General features: G+C 63.5%; 19 protein-coding genes. 13 read left to right on the top strand and 6 right to left on the bottom strand.

Features of this window, described 5'->3' with window-relative positions; genetic code table 11:
* Window positions 1-12 precede the first annotated feature (12 nt).
* On the bottom strand, window positions 13-1,593 hold the full coding sequence (locus G5315_RS17350) for an alpha/beta hydrolase (RefSeq protein WP_227342389.1): 1,581 nt from the start codon (window positions 1,591-1,593) through the stop codon (window positions 13-15).
* A gap of 344 nt (window positions 1,594-1,937) precedes the next feature.
* Between G5315_RS17350 and G5315_RS17345 the strand changes: the two genes are divergently transcribed.
* Both G5315_RS17345 and rluF read left to right on the top strand, forming a co-directional pair.
* Window positions 1,938-2,060, top strand: a complete 123-nt coding sequence (locus G5315_RS17345; RefSeq protein WP_005337590.1) for a hypothetical protein — start codon at window positions 1,938-1,940, stop codon at window positions 2,058-2,060.
* Window positions 2,050-3,066: a 23S rRNA pseudouridine(2604) synthase RluF gene (rluF, locus tag G5315_RS17340; protein ID WP_115544538.1), complete on the top strand. Its 1,017-nt coding sequence runs from the start codon at window positions 2,050-2,052 to the stop codon at window positions 3,064-3,066. Before G5315_RS17345 ends, rluF begins: the two co-directional genes overlap by 11 nt.
* Before the next feature lie 68 nt (window positions 3,067-3,134).
* On the opposite strand, the gene G5315_RS17335 is transcribed toward rluF, so the two are convergent.
* Window positions 3,135-4,397 (bottom strand): cyanate transporter, encoded by a 1,263-nt coding sequence (locus G5315_RS17335; protein WP_227342390.1) that lies wholly within the window; start codon window positions 4,395-4,397, stop codon window positions 3,135-3,137.
* A 176-nt stretch (window positions 4,398-4,573) separates the two neighbouring features.
* Here G5315_RS17335 and G5315_RS17330 point away from each other — a divergent pair, with 176 nt between their 5' ends.
* Window positions 4,574-5,416, top strand: a complete 843-nt coding sequence (locus G5315_RS17330) for a LysR family transcriptional regulator (RefSeq protein WP_113738693.1) — start codon at window positions 4,574-4,576, stop codon at window positions 5,414-5,416.
* A gap of 47 nt (window positions 5,417-5,463) precedes the next feature.
* Here G5315_RS17330 and rsmS read toward each other — a convergent pair whose 3' ends face one another.
* From rsmS to G5315_RS17315, 3 genes are all read right to left on the bottom strand, one after another.
* Window positions 5,464-5,619 carry a pleiotropic regulatory protein RsmS gene (gene rsmS / locus G5315_RS17325; RefSeq protein WP_076493688.1) on the bottom strand — a complete coding sequence of 52 codons (156 nt, stop codon included), beginning with the start codon at window positions 5,617-5,619 and terminating at the stop codon, window positions 5,464-5,466.
* A gap of 94 nt (window positions 5,620-5,713) precedes the next feature.
* Window positions 5,714-6,184: an acyl-CoA thioesterase gene (locus tag G5315_RS17320; protein WP_227342392.1), complete on the bottom strand. Its 471-nt coding sequence runs from the start codon at window positions 6,182-6,184 to the stop codon at window positions 5,714-5,716.
* Window positions 6,185-6,204: 20 nt separating this feature from the next.
* On the bottom strand, window positions 6,205-6,507 hold the full coding sequence (locus G5315_RS17315; protein WP_227342393.1) for a hypothetical protein: 303 nt from the start codon (window positions 6,505-6,507) through the stop codon (window positions 6,205-6,207).
* Between the two features lie 141 nt (window positions 6,508-6,648).
* Between G5315_RS17315 and G5315_RS17310 the strand changes: the two genes are divergently transcribed.
* Entirely contained in the window at window positions 6,649-7,287 is a 639-nt protein-coding gene (locus tag G5315_RS17310; RefSeq protein ID WP_005347072.1) for a tellurite resistance TerB family protein, read from the top strand.
* A 154-nt stretch (window positions 7,288-7,441) separates the two neighbouring features.
* Window positions 7,442-7,903, top strand: a complete 462-nt coding sequence (locus G5315_RS17305) for a GNAT family N-acetyltransferase (protein ID WP_421333551.1) — start codon at window positions 7,442-7,444, stop codon at window positions 7,901-7,903.
* Window positions 7,904-7,996: 93 nt separating this feature from the next.
* Here G5315_RS17305 and G5315_RS17300 read toward each other — a convergent pair whose 3' ends face one another.
* Window positions 7,997-9,412 (bottom strand): PLP-dependent aminotransferase family protein, encoded by a 1,416-nt coding sequence (locus tag G5315_RS17300; RefSeq protein WP_236366989.1) that lies wholly within the window; start codon window positions 9,410-9,412, stop codon window positions 7,997-7,999.
* A 122-nt stretch (window positions 9,413-9,534) separates the two neighbouring features.
* Here G5315_RS17300 and G5315_RS17295 point away from each other — a divergent pair, with 122 nt between their 5' ends.
* The 8 genes from G5315_RS17295 to G5315_RS17260 all read left to right on the top strand — a co-directional run bounded on the left by G5315_RS17295 (window position 9,535) and on the right by G5315_RS17260 (window position 16,036).
* On the top strand, window positions 9,535-11,106 hold the full coding sequence (locus tag G5315_RS17295) for a cytochrome ubiquinol oxidase subunit I (RefSeq protein WP_227342398.1): 1,572 nt from the start codon (window positions 9,535-9,537) through the stop codon (window positions 11,104-11,106).
* Entirely contained in the window at window positions 11,106-12,245 is a 1,140-nt protein-coding gene (cydB, locus tag G5315_RS17290) for a cytochrome d ubiquinol oxidase subunit II (protein ID WP_421333549.1), read from the top strand. Before G5315_RS17295 ends, cydB begins: the two co-directional genes overlap by 1 nt.
* A 16-nt stretch (window positions 12,246-12,261) precedes the next feature.
* Complete coding sequence (gene cydX, locus G5315_RS17285) at window positions 12,262-12,372, top strand: cytochrome bd-I oxidase subunit CydX (RefSeq protein ID WP_005337572.1); 111 nt, start codon at window positions 12,262-12,264, stop codon at window positions 12,370-12,372.
* 145 nt (window positions 12,373-12,517) lie between these two features.
* Window positions 12,518-13,477, top strand: a complete 960-nt coding sequence (locus G5315_RS17280; protein ID WP_042081514.1) for an MBL fold metallo-hydrolase — start codon at window positions 12,518-12,520, stop codon at window positions 13,475-13,477.
* Window positions 13,470-13,799, top strand: coding sequence for a hypothetical protein (locus G5315_RS17275; protein WP_421333547.1), 330 nt, complete (start codon window positions 13,470-13,472; stop codon window positions 13,797-13,799). The genes G5315_RS17280 and G5315_RS17275 overlap by 8 nt, the downstream gene beginning before the upstream one ends.
* Complete coding sequence (locus tag G5315_RS17270; RefSeq protein WP_421333545.1) at window positions 13,787-14,644, top strand: DUF692 domain-containing protein; 858 nt, start codon at window positions 13,787-13,789, stop codon at window positions 14,642-14,644. The genes G5315_RS17275 and G5315_RS17270 overlap by 13 nt, the downstream gene beginning before the upstream one ends.
* Window positions 14,637-15,431 (top strand): putative DNA-binding domain-containing protein, encoded by a 795-nt coding sequence (locus G5315_RS17265; protein WP_421333544.1) that lies wholly within the window; start codon window positions 14,637-14,639, stop codon window positions 15,429-15,431. Before G5315_RS17270 ends, G5315_RS17265 begins: the two co-directional genes overlap by 8 nt.
* Window positions 15,428-16,036 carry a DoxX family protein gene (locus G5315_RS17260; RefSeq protein ID WP_005337566.1) on the top strand — a complete coding sequence of 203 codons (609 nt, stop codon included), beginning with the start codon at window positions 15,428-15,430 and terminating at the stop codon, window positions 16,034-16,036. Before G5315_RS17265 ends, G5315_RS17260 begins: the two co-directional genes overlap by 4 nt.
* Window positions 16,037-16,122 lie beyond the last annotated feature (86 nt).

Below are 16,122 nucleotides of genomic sequence, written 5' to 3'. Positions count from 1 at the left end.
GGCAGAGTCGCCCTAGAAAGGCGCGCTGCTCTCGTCGCTCTCCTGTAAAAACTGCTCCAGCTCGGCCTGATAGGCCGCATCAGGTTGACCACTGCTGGCAGGGGGTACGGCGGCAGGCCGGACGACGGGAGGGGCGGTGAGGGTCTCCATCACCCGCTGCTGCAGATAGGGGTAGAAGGGGTTGGAGGAGGTGCGGGTGAGGGCACCGGGGTTGACGATCAGCACTCCGCGCTCGCCACGCAGGGCCAGACCGCCGAGATTGATGCCGTATTGCTCCCGCTGCTGCGGGCGCGCTGCCATGCCATAGAGGGGGTCGTCCATAGGGAAGGGGAGCGCCACATGGGAGAGGGAGTAGATCTCTCTGGGATAGTCGATACCCAGCAGGCGAACCTGCTCAGGCTGGTCGGCGCAGGCCAGCGTTCTGGCCTGCGTTGCGGGGGCGGTTGGCTCGACATTGCCCACCACGGTGAGGCGATAGTGCCCGGGGGCGTTTGGCAGCAAGCGGTGCAGCGCCAGCTCGGAGGCCGAGCTCATCAGCGGGCCAAACAGGGTGCTGCGGTTGATATCAAACAGCACCAGTTCGCTGCCGTTGGCAGGCAGGTAGTGGTAGAGATCGGCAATGATGGAGCGGGTGCTGACGGTGTAGTCCATCACCGACTGGAAGGTGAGGGCGGGGGGAAACGCCGCCAGCTCGCCACTGGCGGCCAGTTGGCGCACCTGCTGCTGGATGGCGTGGGTCAGGCGATAGGACTGGCGCGCCCCGTTGACCGGGAACGAGTTGTATTTGAACGGGTTGAACTCCGGCATGGTGTCGAGCCAGGCGGCGCTGGCAAAGGCGGGCAGCAGGGCAGGGACCGCCTTGAGCCCGGCGAAGCGGGCAAAGCGGGTCACCCCGATCATCGGGGAGATCAGTACCAGCCGATCCGGTTTTGCCAGCGTGCCGCTCGGGTCGGCCAGCGCATCGAGCGCATATTTCACCGCCAGCGCGCCGCCGTTGGAAAAGCCCACCAGATGCAGCGGCCGCTTGCCCGGTGCCAGCAATCTGGCCTCCCGCACCGCCAGTCGGGTGGCGGCCAGCCAGGTCTCCCAATCCACATCCACGAGGCCAGCGGGCACAGTGCCGTGGCCGGGGATCCGCAGCCCCAGCGCGATAAAGCCCTGCTGCTGATAGCGTCTGGCCAGATGGCGCAGGCTGTAGGGGGAGTCGGTCAGGCCGTGCAGCAGCACAGCAACCCCTTTGACGTCCCCCTCGGGGCGCAGCAGGTAGGAGCGGTTCCAGTTCTGCTGAAAGCGGGCGGGATTGATGGGCGCGTCCTGATAGTAGCGATTGCTGGCCAGTTGCTGCTCCGGCGGCGTCTTGGCGACCACCTCGGTGGCCACCAGCTCGAACAGCTCTGCTTCGCGGGTCAGATAGGCTTGCCAGTCGCTGCTATCGAGCTCATCGGCGCTGAGTTCGGGGGGCACCACAGTGTGCCACAGTTGTAGCGGCGCTGCCTGCCAGGCGAAGTAGGCGATCACCGCCCATGCGGTCAGCAACAGCAGCAACAGAGTTAGCAGAGCACGGCGAACAAGGCGGCGAGTGTGAGCCAGCATGGTGCAATCCTTGGCGATAGGGGGGGGCCGCCTTTGGGCGGGCGAGTTCGGTGCAGCACATTGGGCGCTGCCAATCGGCTTAAAGCCTAATGGAAACAAGGTGATATGTATAGTTGATGGCGTTCGGCCGCGCTGGCTGTGGGCGCCTGATCCCGCCGCTTACATCAGGCTGGCCGTTCGAAGGCTGCATCGCGGGCCATCTGGCGGCGTGAACTTGTCCGCAGATGCCCGCTTGGGCGCTGCGGCCCTGCAACTATCTGCCCCTGAAAGGGGGCAATTATGCTACTGTAGCGGCGTTTTTTGATGGATAAGCTGGCATTGGCCTTTTTTGAAGATGGAATGGTATGCAGAACTTTGACGTAGTGAATTGGCTGATGCAGCAAACAGCCTCCCCGGCACAGCCGGAACAGGCGATGGCACAACCGGGCGCGGCCCAGAACCTGTGGCAGGTGACCCATGCTGGCTAACGAATCCATGCGCCTGAACAAATACATCAGCGAGAGCGGTATCTGCTCGCGTCGCGAGGCCGACCGCTTTATTGAGCAGGGCCACGTCTTTATCAACGGCAAGCGGGCCGGGATCGGTGATCAGGTGCAGGTCGGCGATCTGGTCAAGGTGAACGGTCAGGTGATCGAGCCGCGCGAGGCGGACAGTCTGGTGCTGATCGCTCTCAACAAGCCGGTGGGCATCGTCAGTACCACAGAGGCGGGCGAGAAGGACAACATCGTCGATTTCGTCAACCACAGCACCCGGGTCTTCCCCATTGGGCGGCTCGACAAGGATTCGCAGGGGCTGATTTTTCTCACCAACCACGGCGATCTGGTCAACAAGATCCTGCGGGCGGGCAACGATCACGAGAAAGAGTATCTGGTGACCGTCGACAAGCCGGTGACCGACGAGTTTGTGCGCGGGATGGCGGCCGGGGTGCCGATCCTCGGTACTGTGACCAAGAAGTGCAAGGTGAAGAAAGAGGCGCCGTTCGTTTTTCGTATCACGCTAGTGCAGGGGCTGAATCGCCAGATCCGCCGGATGTGCGAGCACTTCGGTTTTGAAGTGACCAAGCTGGAGCGCATTCGCATCATGAACGTCAGCCTCAAGGGGCTGCCGGTGGGCGAGTGGCGCGATCTCACCGACGACGAGCTGATCGATCTGTTCAAGCTGATTGAGGACTCCTCCTCCGAGGTGAAACCGGCCAAAGGCGACAAGCCCAAGGCGGCCAAGGCCCCTGCGGCGCAAACCGCCAAACCGGGGCAGGGCAAGAAGCCGCGCCGCGATGATGATCACGAGATTGGCGGGCGTCCCAATGTGCCGGGCCCGGAAGCCTTCGAGAAGAAGCTGCCGGTGGGCAAGGGGGGCGCGGGTAAAGGTGCTGCCAACAAGGGCGGCGCTGGCAAAGGGGCTCCCAAGGGTGGCAAACCGGCCGCTGGCAAGCCGCGCACCGCTAACACCGGACGGCAGAAGAAGGGGCGCTGAGTTGCCCCCCTGAGTGGCGTCAGCCTCGTCTTGTGATCCTCAACACTGCTATCCCCAACACACCGGCCTCAGGCCGGTGTGTTGCTTTGGGTCGCAGAGTCGGTTGGGCGGGGCGCCGAAAGAGTTGGCTCGCTGGCGGTCGGTAACCGCATAACGCGGGGGTAGTGGCGCGGGTCGAGGCGCAGCACCAGCAGGCTCATCAGCAGCAAGCCCCCCAGTTGCCACTGCCAGGCGGCAGCGAAGTCGCCCACATAGTGATAGAGCCGCGCCGCCACCCAGGGGCCGGTGGCTGCCAGCATAAAGCCGAAGCCCTGCATCAGGGCGCTCAGGGTGCCGGCGCGGCGCGGGTCGGGCAGGTGATCGAGCGCAATCACCATGATGAGCGAAAAACTGCCGCCAAGACCGGCGCCGCACAGCATGCACCAGAGAATGGGGGCACTGGCTGGCGCCAGCCAGAGACCGCCGAATCCCGCCAGCTGCATGGCAATTGCCAGCGCCATCCACGGCCGCCGATCCATCTTGCGCGCCGCCAGCAGCGGCAGACCGAGGCCGCTGGCGGTCTGCGCCAGCGCCAGCCAGGCGACCAGCTCGCCCGCTTGCGCGGCGCTCCACCCTTGCGCCATATAGGCGGGGGCCAGCCAGGCCACTACGATGCCGTAACCGCTGTTGATGATGCCAAAGCAGGCGATCAGCAACCAGCTGCGGGGCAGGGTGATCAATCGCTGCTCGCCGTCGGGAATAGCGACCGCCGCGGTGCTTGGCAGACGCACTTTCCACCCCAGCCAGACGAGGGCCAGCAGCAGCGGCAGGCTCCAGAGCGCCAGTGCCTGCGACCAGTCGAGGCTCGCTGCCAGCCTTGGGGTAAGGCTGGCCCCCAATGCCCCGCCCCCCATCATGCAGGCGGAGAAGATCCCCATCACCAGCGGTACCTTGTGGGCGAAGGCCTGCTTGATCAGTGCGGGCAGCACCCCCTGTACCAGTGCCGAGCCCAATCCACACAGCGCAGCACTGGCGATCAGCAAGCTGCCGCTTTGGGCATCGAAGCGCATGGCGCTGCCAATGCCGAGCAGCAGCAGGGCCGCCCCCAGCAGTTGGCACGCACTGGCGCGTCTACGCAGGCTGGGGGTGAGCAGCACGCCGACCCCGATGAGCCACAGCGGCAGCAGGGTGAGCCAGGCGACGGTGTCCATCCCCAGCGACAGGGCGCGGCCAATCTCGCCGCTCAACGGGCCGATGGCGGTAAGAAAGGGGCGCAGGTTAAGGCCAATCAGGATCACCAGCACCAGCAGTGCGGTCTGGCCTGCGGGTTGATCCGTATTTCGTTGATTCATCGGGTGCTGTTTCCGGTTCTGGGAGAGACAGGGGGCACTCGGGACACGGAGTCATCGGGGCTGAACATGGCAGATCACCGTCAAAGGAGGCAAAAGCGCCAGCCTAACGGGCTCGAAAGTCATTTGGAAATTAAATGATAGAATGGGTTTAAGTGGTTTTGTAAATGGAGTGCCCCATGCTGGATCCCCTGTTACTGCGCAGTTTTGTCGCCATTATCGACACCGGCAGCTTTACCCGCGCCGGTGAACGGGTCCATCTGACCCAATCCACCATCAGCCAGCAGATCCGCCGCCTTGAGCAGCAGCTTGGCTGCCCGCTGCTCGATCGTGCTGGCCGTCAGGTGGTGGCGACGGCGGAGGGGGAAAAATTGCTGGGGCTGGCCCGCCGCATTCTGGCGCTGCTGGCGCAGGCCGAAGAACAAGTGACGGAAGGGAGCGTGGCGCTCAGCCTCGGGGTGCCGGAGGATTTCGCCGCCGGTGCCATCACCCCGGTACTGGCCGCCTTTGCCCGCGATTACCCCGAGGTGCGGCTGGAGGTGGAGAGCGGCCTGAGCCACGAGATCTGGCAGCGCTTCGAGGCGGGAGAGCTGGATCTGGCGCTGGTCAAACAGACGCGGGGGCAGGGTTCGCCCCTTGCCAGCTGGCGCGAGCCGCTGGTGTGGGTCGACAGCCGCGACTGGCCCGCCCGGGAACGGGATCCGCTGCCGCTGGTGGTGTTCCCGAGCGAAGGGCTCTATCGGCGCCAGATGACCGAGGCGCTCGATGGTCTGGGGCGGCGTTGGCGTATCGCCTATGTCAGCGCCAGCCTCGCCAGTTTGCAGGGGGCGGTGAGCGCGGGGATCGGGGTGAGCTTGCTGCCCAAACGGCTGATGCCCGCCGATCAGCTGGCCCTGACCCAGTGGCCCAAGGTGGCGCCGGTGGAGCTGGCGCTCCATGCCGGGGGAAGCGGGAGCGAGCCGCTCACCCGCTTGAGTGCGGCCCTAATCGCCCTCTGTGACGAGGTGATGGGGCCGCAGTGAGTGGCTATGTGGTGAAAAACTGAAGTCGGAAAGATAAAACGGGGGGATCAGTGATCCTTCCCCTCCGCCAGCTTGCGCTCGTAGTCATTTTTTACGATGGTCAGCGCCGCCAGCACCAGCTCGGGGGCCAGCTCATTGGTTTCCAGCAGTTCAATCAGATCCACCGCGAGTTTCACCTCGGGCGGGGCAGTTTCCAGTGACATGGGCAGGGTTCCGGTTGCGGGAAGAGGGGGGATTATACAGGGGCGCCGTCGTTGGCCGAAAGCGCCCGCTCTGTCGGGTTGTGAGGCACCAAGGTCAGAGGTGCTGGCGCATCTCCTTGTCGATCTCCTCGCGCAGGGCGATGAGCTTTTTGGCGTACTGCTGCAACTGCAGATCGCTCTCGCTCACCGGCTGCCACTGGGGCACCGGGGTCGGTTTGCCCTGCTCATCCATCGCCACAAAGATGATGATGCAGTGGGTGGTTTTGTGGCGCTCGGTGTCGGTGGGGTGGCGGCTGTAGACATCCACCGCCAGATGCATGCTGGTGGTGCCGGTGTGGATCACCTGAGCTTGCACCTCCACCAGCTGGCCAATCTGGATGGGGCGCAAAAAGCGGATCCCCCCTACATAGACGGTCACCGCATAGCCGCCACACCAGCCAGCGGCGCAGGCATAGCCCGCCTGATCGATCCACTTCATCACCATGCCGCCATGCACCTTGCCGCCGAAGTTGACGTCAGAGGGTTCGGCCAAAAATTGCAGGGTCAGTTCACGGGGGGGGATCATGCTCTCTCCTTGGTTCGGGGTCATTGACGGTAGCTCTTGCGGTAGGCGTCAGCCTGTTGGCAGGGGGGCAGGTTGTTGAGGTCGGGCCGCTTGTTGCCCTCGCGCTGGCCGAAGCTGGTGAACTCCTGCTGACACTTGTCGGCCTTGCCGCCCTCCTTGATGCAGGCGTCGATCCGCTGTTGCTTGCCCTGCTCGACCAGTTGCTGCTGAGCTTGCTGGCAGGCGGCATCCAGCTTGGCCTGCTGGGCTGAGCGATCCAGCTCGCTGGCGGCACTGGCAGTGCCGCACAACAGCAGAACCACGAAAGGGGTGATGATGCGCATCCTGATGCTCCTTGTTGACCTGTTTCAGGTATACCGCGAATGGCGGCAGGATGCACAGGGGACGGCGCAATAATGGGGCCCATTCACTCTTGGTTCATCAGTCTGGCGCCAGCATGGGCCGAACAATAGCGAGGTGCCACGATGAAACAGATGCTGGAACAGTTGCTGGGGGCTGGCAAAGGCTGGCTCAACGAAGGCGGAGACAAGCGCAAGGGGCAGATGCAGGGGGCGCTGGCCGGCGGTGCGCTCGGTCTGCTGCTGGGCAATAAAAAAGTACGCAAATATGGTGGCAAGGCCGCTGCCGTGGGCGGCGCTGCGGCCCTTGGCGGGCTGGCCTACAAGCTCTATCAGGATTGGCAGGCCCAGCAGTCGGCGCCCGCCCAGCCCACCCATCCCATCAGCGGGCTGGAAGGCAATGCGCTGGATGCCCGCGCGGCGCTTTTGGTGCGCGCCATGGTGGCCGCGGCCCGGGCCGATGGCCATATCGACGGCGCCGAGCGCCAGAAAATTCAGGAGTACCTGACCGAACAGGGTCAGAGCGATGTCGCCCGCTGGATTGACGCCGAGCTGGCCCGTCCCCTCGATCCCCACGCGCTGGCGCGGGAAGTGACCGATATGGAGCTGGCCACCGAGGTCTATCTCGCCTCCCTGCTCGCCATCGAAGTGGATCACTTTATGGAGCGAGGCTATCTCGACGAGCTGGCACGGGCCCTCAAACTCGATGACAACCTCAAAGGGAGCATCGAGCGGCAGGTGGCCCAGCTTAACGCCCCCGCCTGATACCCCTCATCGCCATGGATTGCCGATAACGCCCCGCTCAAGGGGCGTTGTTGTTTCTGCTGCCCGCCAAAAGATACGGATGAGCCTATTTGGATTGTGGGGCACAGCCCCTAAGATGGCGCAGGACCATCACCCTTTTTGCAAGGAGCAACCGTTGGAGATACGCAAGGCAAGCGAACTGGATATCGACGCGATTGTCGAGCTGAACCGGCAGATAGGAGAGATCCACCATCAGCACTATCCCGAAGTGTTCAGCCCCCCTTCGCCAGAGGAGCGGGCATTTCTGCTCGGCGCCATCGATGCAGAAGGGCGTCTGTTCTGCGTTGCCGAGCAGGATGGCAGGGTGGTGGGCTTTTTGACGGCGCGGATCGACATCAATGAGAGCGTGCCTTTTCTCACCCGTGCGCCGATTTGCCGCATCGGCTCGGTGGTGGTGGTGGATGAGCAGCACCGTTCCCGCGGGATTGGCAAGGCGCTGATCGCCCATTGCGATGAGTGGGCCAAGGCCCGTGATGCTCAGCAAATCCGGCTGGAGGTGATGGCCTTCAACGAGCGTGCCCAAGCGCTCTACGAGGCGCTGGGCTTCAAGGTGCAGTCGCAGATCATGGCCAGATAACCAGTTTCTGATGGCGAGCCAAGGCGCGTCACTCCCCAACTACACAGGCCCGTTACGGGCCTTTGTTCGTTTCGTCAGCGGCTCTTTGCCACGTTACTTTTCACCGAGTTGTGCGGCAATCAGTGCGGCCAGCCGGGTGAGGGCCTGCTCCAGCTGTTCGCTCCAGGGATGGGAGCTGTTGAGGCGCAGGCAGTGGTTGTGTTGTCCCTGACTGGAGAAGAGCGCGCCGGGGGCCACTGAAAAACCGCTGCCCAGAGCCTTGGCGTGCAGGGCTCGGCTGTCGAAATGGGCAGGCAGCGCCAGCCAGAGGAAGTAGCCGCCATCGGGGGAGGAGATCCGCACCTCGTCCGGAAGCAAGCGCTGCAGGGCCGCCCGCATCTGCTGCTGGCGCTGGGCCAGGGTGTGGCGCAGGCGGCGAAAGTGGGCATCGACCCCGCCCTGGCGCAGCATCTCGGCCAGAGCAAGCTGGCTCGGTACATTGGTGGAGAGGGTGGACATCAGTTGCAGCCGTTGCACCCGCTCGGCATGGGGCCCCGCCACCACCCAGCCGACCCGAAAGCCCGGCGCCAGACACTTGGAAAAGGAGCTGCAGAGCAGGCTGTCGCCACGCTGATCCCAGTGGCGGATCGGCTTGGGGCGCTCGCGGCCGAAGTAGACCTCGGCATAGACGTCATCCTCCACCAGCGGCACCCCGTGGCTGTTGAGTAGTTCCATCAGCTGCGCTTTGTGACTATCCGGCATGGTGTGGCCCAGCGGGTGCTGTACATTGCCCATCAGCCAGCACGCCTTGATTGGCATCTGGTTGAGAGCGTCTTCCAACAGTGCCAGATCGATACCCACCCCCGGGATCACCGGGATCTCCACCGCCTTGAGTTTCAGCCGCTCGATGGCCTGCAGGGCGCCATAGAAGGTGGGGGACTCCACCACCACCCAGTCACCGGGCTCGGTCAGCACCTGCAGGCTGAGGGAGAGCGCCTCCATGGCGCCGGTGGTGATGATGATCTCCTGCGGATTGACCGCCACTCCGTCGCTGGCGTAGCGCTGGGCGATGGCGCGGCGCAGCGCTTCGTTGCCGGGGGGCAGGTCGGCCACCGTGCTGAAGGGGTCGAGCTTGCGCATGCAACTGGCCAGCGCCCGCCCGAGCTGGGGATGGGGGAACAGGGTCGGGTCTGCTACCGACATGCCAAGGGGCACCAGATCCCGCGATTTGCTCGCCTGCAACACCTCGAACACCAGATCGTTGATATCCACCGAGCCGCTGTAGTGGGTCTGGCTCGGCGTGTGCTGCACGACCTGTGGTGAGGCGGCTTTGACGTAGTAACCGGACTGGGGGCGGGCGAGGATCCGCCCCTGACTCTCCAGCAGTTGATAGGCCTGCAGCACCGTCATGGGGCTGAGCCCGTGGGTCTTGCAGCTCTGGCGAATGGAGGGGATGCGCTCCCCCGGTTGCCAGATACCATCGTCGATCTGGCTTTGCAGGCGGTCGGCCAACTGCTGGTAAAGAGACATGATCTGGATCAACTGTTATAGGTGTAATTCAATATAACTGCATCTGTTATAGGTGTCATGCTCCGTGATGTACTTGTCACGCACGAAACGTGCAAGGCAAATACAACAAAAGAGAGTGACGCATGATCAATCCGGATGACGTGGTCAGCCTGTCTCGCCTGCAATTTGGCGCCACGGCCCTGTTCCACTTCCTGTTTGTGCCCCTCACGCTGGGGCTGTCCTGGATCCTGGTGATCGCCGAGTCGGCTTATGTGATGACCGGCAAGGTGATCTATCAGGACATCACCCGCTTCTGGGGCAAACTGTTTGGCATCAACTTCGTCATGGGGGTCACCACGGGGATCACCATGGAGTTTCAGTTCGGCACCAACTGGGCTTACTACTCCCACTATGTGGGGGACATCTTCGGTACTCCGCTGGCCATCGAGGGGCTGATGGCCTTCTTCCTCGAATCGACCCTGGTGGGGCTCTTCTTCTTCGGTTGGGACAAGCTCTCCCGCGGCAAGCACCTGCTGGTGACCATGCTGGTGGCGCTCGGCTCCAATCTCTCGGCGCTCTGGATCCTGATCGGCAACGGCTGGATGCAAAACCCGGTGGGGGCCGAGTTCAACCTGCTGACCCAGCGCATGGAGCTGGTAGATATCGCCGCCGTGCTGTTCAACCCGGTGGCGCAGGTGAAGTTCGTTCACACCGTCGCGGCGGGCTATGTGGCGGCCTCCATGTTCGTGATGGGGGTGAGCAGCTGGTATCTGCTGCGCAAAACCGAGGTGCAGTTTGCCCTGCGCTCCTTCGCCATTGCCTCCGGCTTCGGGCTGGCGGCCATCCTCTCGGTCATTGTGCTCGGGGATGAGTCGGGCTATCGCACCGGCGAGGTGCAGAAGGTGAAGCTCGCCGCCATCGAGGCGGAGTGGGAGACCGAGCCAGCGCCAGCTTCCTTTACCCTGTTCGGCTTCCCGGATCAGACTGCCGAGACCACCCACGCAGCCATCAAGATCCCGTATCTGATGGGGATCATCGCTACCCGCTCCATCGACGAGGCGGTGACCGGCCTCAAGGATATCAAGGTGCAGAACGAGGCGCGCATCCGCAGCGGCATGGTGGCAGTCGAGGCTCTCGACCAGATCCGGCAGGGCGCTAATACACCTGCCAACCGCGCCCGCTTCGAGCAGCACGGCAAGGATCTCGGCTACGGCATGCTGCTCACCCCCTATGCCAGCAATATCGCCAAGGCCGGTGAGGCGGAGATTGCCAAAGCGGTCGATGACTCCATCCCGCCAGTGGCGCCGCTGTTCTGGGGCTTTCGGGTGATGGTGGGGCTTGGTATCACCATGCTGGGGCTGATGGTGGTGAGCTTTGTCCAGCTCTGCCGCAACCGGCTGCAAGACTCGCCACGGCTGCTCAAGACCCTGCTCTGGAGCATTCCGCTGCCCTGGATTGCCATCGAGGCGGGCTGGCTGGTGGCCGAACTCGGCCGTCAACCCTGGACCATCAGCGATGTGCTGCCGGTCTCGGCCTCGGTCTCTTTGCTCCAGCCGGGCCAACTCTGGTTCAGCCTGATCGCCATCTGTTCCATCTACACCCTGTTGCTGGTGGTGGAGTTGTTCCTGTTGCGCCATGTGATCCGCAAGGGGCCCGCCATTCTCCATACCGGCCGCTACAGCGGTGAACAACCCGAACTTGCGAGGATCGCCTGATGGATTACGCAACCCTGAAACTCATCTGGTGGGCGCTGGTGCTCTTCATGATGGTCGGTTTTATCGTGATGGATGGCTTCGATCTCGGCATCGCCATGCTGCTGCCGGTGGTGTCGAAAGATGACGACGACCGCCGTCTGGTGATCAACAGCGTGGGACCGGTGTGGGAGGGCAATCAGGTGTGGCTGATTGCCGGTGCCGGAGCCCTGTTCGCCGCCTGGCCGCTGGTTTATGCCGCCGCCTTCTCGGGGCTTTACATCCCCATGGTGGTGCTGCTGCTCGGGCTATTTTTGCGTCCGGTCGGCTTTGACTATCGCAGCAAGCTGGCCGATCCGGTGTGGCGCCGCTGGTGGGATCGGGCGCTGGTGGCCGGTGGCCTGATACCGGCGCTCATCCTCGGTGCTGCTATCGGTCTGGTGATGGAGGGGCTGCCGTTTCGCTTCGACACGGCGCTGCGTCTGCACTACGGCGCGTTCGACTTCCACTGGGGCTGGCTGCTCTCGGTGCTGGCCACTGCCATCAGCCTGTTGCTGCTGCACGGCGCCGGTTTTCTGCAAGCCAAGGTGACCGGCACTCCTGCGCTGCGCGCACGGGGGATCGCCATCCTGCTGGCCCCGCTGGTGAGCCTCTGCTACCTGCTGGCCGGCTGGCATCTGGTGGATCTGCAAGGGTTTCAGCTGACCGGTGTCGGCACACAACCCTTTGACCCGAATGCCGCCATCAGCCCGCTGATGAAGGGGGTGATCACCCACGCCGGAGGCTGGCTGCGCAACTACTTTGACTATCCGCTGCTGTGGCTGGTGCCGATCATCGGGACGCTGGCGCCGCTGGTGAGCGGCATCGCCTCCTGGCTGGAGCGGGGCCGAATTGCGCTGCTGGCCAGCGCCATCGCCTGCGCCGCCATGCTCTGCTCGGTGGCCATCGCCCTGTTCCCCTTCGTGCTGCCCTCATCCCTCGATGCGGTCAGTAGCCTGACCCTGTGGGACAGCACCTCCAGCTACAAGACCCTGGCCATTATGTTCGGCCTCGTGCTGGTGCTGATGCCGATCAACCTGGGCTACACCGGCTGGGTCTATCGGGTGGTGCGCGGCAAGCTCGACCGTGCCCGCATCAAGCGCGACAGCCATCAACTCTACTGACCTCAAGGGATCTGCTATGTGGTACTTCACCTGGATTTTGGGCCTCGGATTCGCCCTGCTGCTGGGCCTGTGCAACCTGCTCTGGCTGGAAGCGCGCTGGCAGGCGGACGAAAGGGACGGTAACTGACGGCGGGGGCTCGCGCCCCGCCACGGCCGGTGGCTGGCGTTCACTCGTCGCCATCGGCCCCTCTATCCCCCTCTTTAAACGACACACACGACACACTTTCAACCGACAACCAACTCAACCGACAACCAACCGACAGGTAATTGTGATGAAACAGAGATTGAAAGCGGTGGCGCTGGCCATCGGGTGCGCGCTCACCGTCGCCCCGGCCTGTGCTGAACCGGTACAACTGACGCCACTGGATAAAACCTTCACCCTGCAGGTGCTCGGCAGTGGTGGCCCCATCTCCGATGACCTGCGCGCCTCCTCCAGCGAGGTGATCTGGTGGAAGGGGAAATCCCGCATCCTGATCGATGCCGGTGGCGGCGTCTACCTGCGCTTCGGCCAGGCGGGGGCCAAGCTCGAAGAGGTCGATTTTATCGGCATCACCCACTTTCACACCGACCATGTGACCGACCTGCCCGCCCTGCTCAAGGGGGCCTATTTCTTCGAGCGCAGCGATCCGCTGGATCTGGCGGGACCAGAGGCCGGCTCGGCCTTCCCCAGCATGAGCGGCTACTTTGATGCCCTCTTCAACAAGGACAAGGGCGCTTATGCCTACCTGAGCGGCTTCAAGGATGGCACCGATGGCCTCTTCCCCATCACCCTCCATGATGTGCCCTACCAGAGCCCGCAGCCTCACACCGTCTATCAGCAGGATGGGCTGACTATCACGGCGCTCGGCATCCCTCACGGTGACGTGCCCTGTCTGGCCTATCGCATCGAGAGCGCCGAGGGGACCATCGTCATCTCGGCAGATCAGAACGGCAGCAACCCGGCCTTTGTGCCGTTTGCCAAGGGGGCCGACATTCTGGTGATGCCGCTCGCCATCCACGAAGGGGCCGACCCGGTCTCCGCCTCGCTTCACGCCAAACCATCTGTGGTGGCCAAGATTGCCGCCGAGGTGAATCCCAAGCTGCTGGTGCTCAACCACTGGATGGGGGTCGGCCTCAATCACAAGAAAGAGGCGATGGCCATCGTCAAACAGCAGTTCCACGGCCAGATAGTGGCCGCCCGCGATCTCTCCAGTTACCCCGTTTCATCCGTCAAGGAGTCCGCCCATGAGTAACCCAAGCAGCAACAAAACCACCGGCAAACTGACTCTCTCCATCGCCATGACCAGCCTGATTGCCCTGACCCCGGGGCTGGCGCTGGCGGCCACCCCGAGCGATGCTCCAGTCAAGGCCGCCCCCAGCGAACAGCACGGTGGCAAGTGTGCGGCGGGCAAGTGCGGCACCGAGAAGCGCTTTGAAAAGCAGGCCCTCGACAGTGATCCACAGGGGCGGCTGGTGCGTGCACGCGACGGCAAGTGTGGCGTGGCGGGAGAGGGGATTGATGGCGACAGCTCCAGCAAGGGCAGCAAGATGACGGAGGGGGTATGCGGCCAATAAGCTCCCGCAGTCGGGGGATCGGGCTGCGCCAGGAGCATCTGGATGCGCTCTGCTCCGGCCCCGTCCGCCCCGGCATCGACTTTCTCGAGCTGGCGCCGGAAAACTGGATGGCCATCGGCGGCGCCAAGCGGGCGCAGCTGCATCAGCTGGCCGAGCGTTACCCGCTGGTGGCCCACGGCCTCAGCCTCTCCCTCGGCGATTGCCAGCCCCTCAATCGCACCCTGCTCAGCCAGATCCGCACCTTTCTGGACGAGTTCGGCATTGAGATCTATAGCGAGCACCTGAGCTTTTCCCGCGACCAGCAGGGGTATCTTTACGAACTGCTACCGGTGCCGCGTCAGTGGGAGAACATCCCCTATCTGGCCGAACGGATCGCGCAGGTGCAGGAGGCGCTGGCCCGCCCGCTGGTGCTGGAAAATATCTCCTACTACCACGGCTATGACCACGAGATGCCGGAGGAGGATTTTCTCGCCGAGCTGGTGGCGCGCAGCGGCTGCGAGCTGCTGCTCGATATCAACAACGTCTTTGTAAACAGCCGCAACCACGGTTACTGCCCCAAGCGGATGATCGCCGGGCTGCCGGGCACTGCGATCCGCTACTTCCATATCGCCGGTCATCTGGAAGAGGCGGACGGCACTTTATTGGATACCCATGGCAAACCGGTGTGCGAGGAGGTGGTGGCGCTGGCCCGTTATACGGTGCAGACCCATGGCCTGCGTCCCCTGCTGCTGGAGCGGGATCACCATCTGCCGCCGCTGGCCGAGCTGGAGGCCGAGCTGGCGCGGGTGCATGGCGCCTGTTGTGAGGCGATCGACCGTCAGGTGCGGGAGGTGCGTTATGGATAGACGGTTATCTCTGATCACTGCGCCCAAAACGGCGCCGCAGCGGATGCAGCAGCAGACCGCCTGGCTGGCGAGCCGGGTGCGGCTGCCGCAGGATGGCATCGCCAGCCACTATGCCCGCAGCGTGCGCGCCAATGTGGAGTCGGTGCTGGAGAGCGCTTTTCCGCTCACCCACGCTCACTGGGCGCCGGTGGACAGGTGGCAGCTGGTGGAGGGCTTTGTTATCCAGCACGGCGCCGAGGCCCCCGAGTTTCACCATATCGCCACCGAGTTTGTCCGCTATGTGCAGCATCGCCACAGTGAGGGCACTCTCAACTGGCCCAGGCAGCGGCTGGCGCTGCTGGAGTACGAGTGGGCCTGCCTCTGTGTCGAGATTGATGAAGGGGTTGTGCCGCAAGTTATATCGGGGGTTGAGGTGACGGCGGAGAGTCCACTTCTGCTCAATCCCACCTTGCAACTGCTGGAGCTCCCCTTCGCCATTCGTCGCAGCGGCGTGGTGCCGACCCGGCAGGGCAGCCACTTCTATGGCCTGTTTCGCAGCCCGGATCATCAGGTGGTGACCCAGCGCTTGCGCGAATGGGACGTGGCGCTGATCCAGTTGCTGCAACAGCAGCCTGGGATCACCCAAGCCGCGTTCCAGCAACAGGTGCAACAGGTTCGCAGCGACTTTGATCTGACCGAGTGGGCGCGCCATTTTCACCGGCTGGGTCTGCTTACCCTGCCCGTCGGTGAGCGCCAGCCTGGCACTCCCTTGCCCTCATTTAGCAAACACCAAGGAGAATTCCCATGAACAACACCCTGATCCAGTGGTACGAGCGGGCGGTGGCCCAGTGCAAGCGGCTCGATTTTCTGGCCCTGCTGGCCATTCGCCTCTATCTCATTCCGGTCATCTATGTGGGGGCCCACTCCAAGGTGATGGGCTTTGCCGGCACAGTCGCCTGGTTTGGCGCACCGGTTTCGGAAGGGGGGCTCAACCTGCCGTTCCCGACCCTGCTCGCCTTTCTGGCGGCCGGCACCGAGGTGCTGGGCTGCATCTGCATCGCCCTTGGCCTCTTTACCCGCATCATGGCCATTCCCACCATCTTCCTGATGAGCGTGGCGAGTGCCATGGTGCACTGGAAGCACGGCTGGGATGCCATCGCCACCGGCAGTATGGAGGCCACTGTGCGCCTCAATGGCTTTATCGAGTGGCTGGCCGCCAACTTCCCCGGTCGTTACAACTACATCACCGAGCTCGGGGATCCCGTGATGCTCAACAACGGGATGGAGTTTGCCGCTACCTACTTCGTGATGCTGCTGGTGCTACTGGTTTACGGCGGGGGCCGCTACGTCAGCCTCGACTACTGGCTCAAACGTGCTGTGACCGGCAAAGCAGGCGTGCAACAGGCGGCATAAGACCCGCCAACGGATAACAAAAACCATAACGACAGAGCATGAAAAACAGCGAGCGGCCGATTGCCGTTCGCTGTTTTTGTGCTTTT

The sequence above is a fragment of the Aeromonas sp. 603607 genome, assembly GCF_049171595.1.
GTDB classification, from domain to species: Bacteria; Pseudomonadota; Gammaproteobacteria; order Enterobacterales; family Aeromonadaceae; genus Aeromonas; species Aeromonas veronii.
The sequence above is the reverse complement of the archived record's forward strand: the minus strand, read 5'-3'. Positions and strand labels throughout refer to the sequence as shown.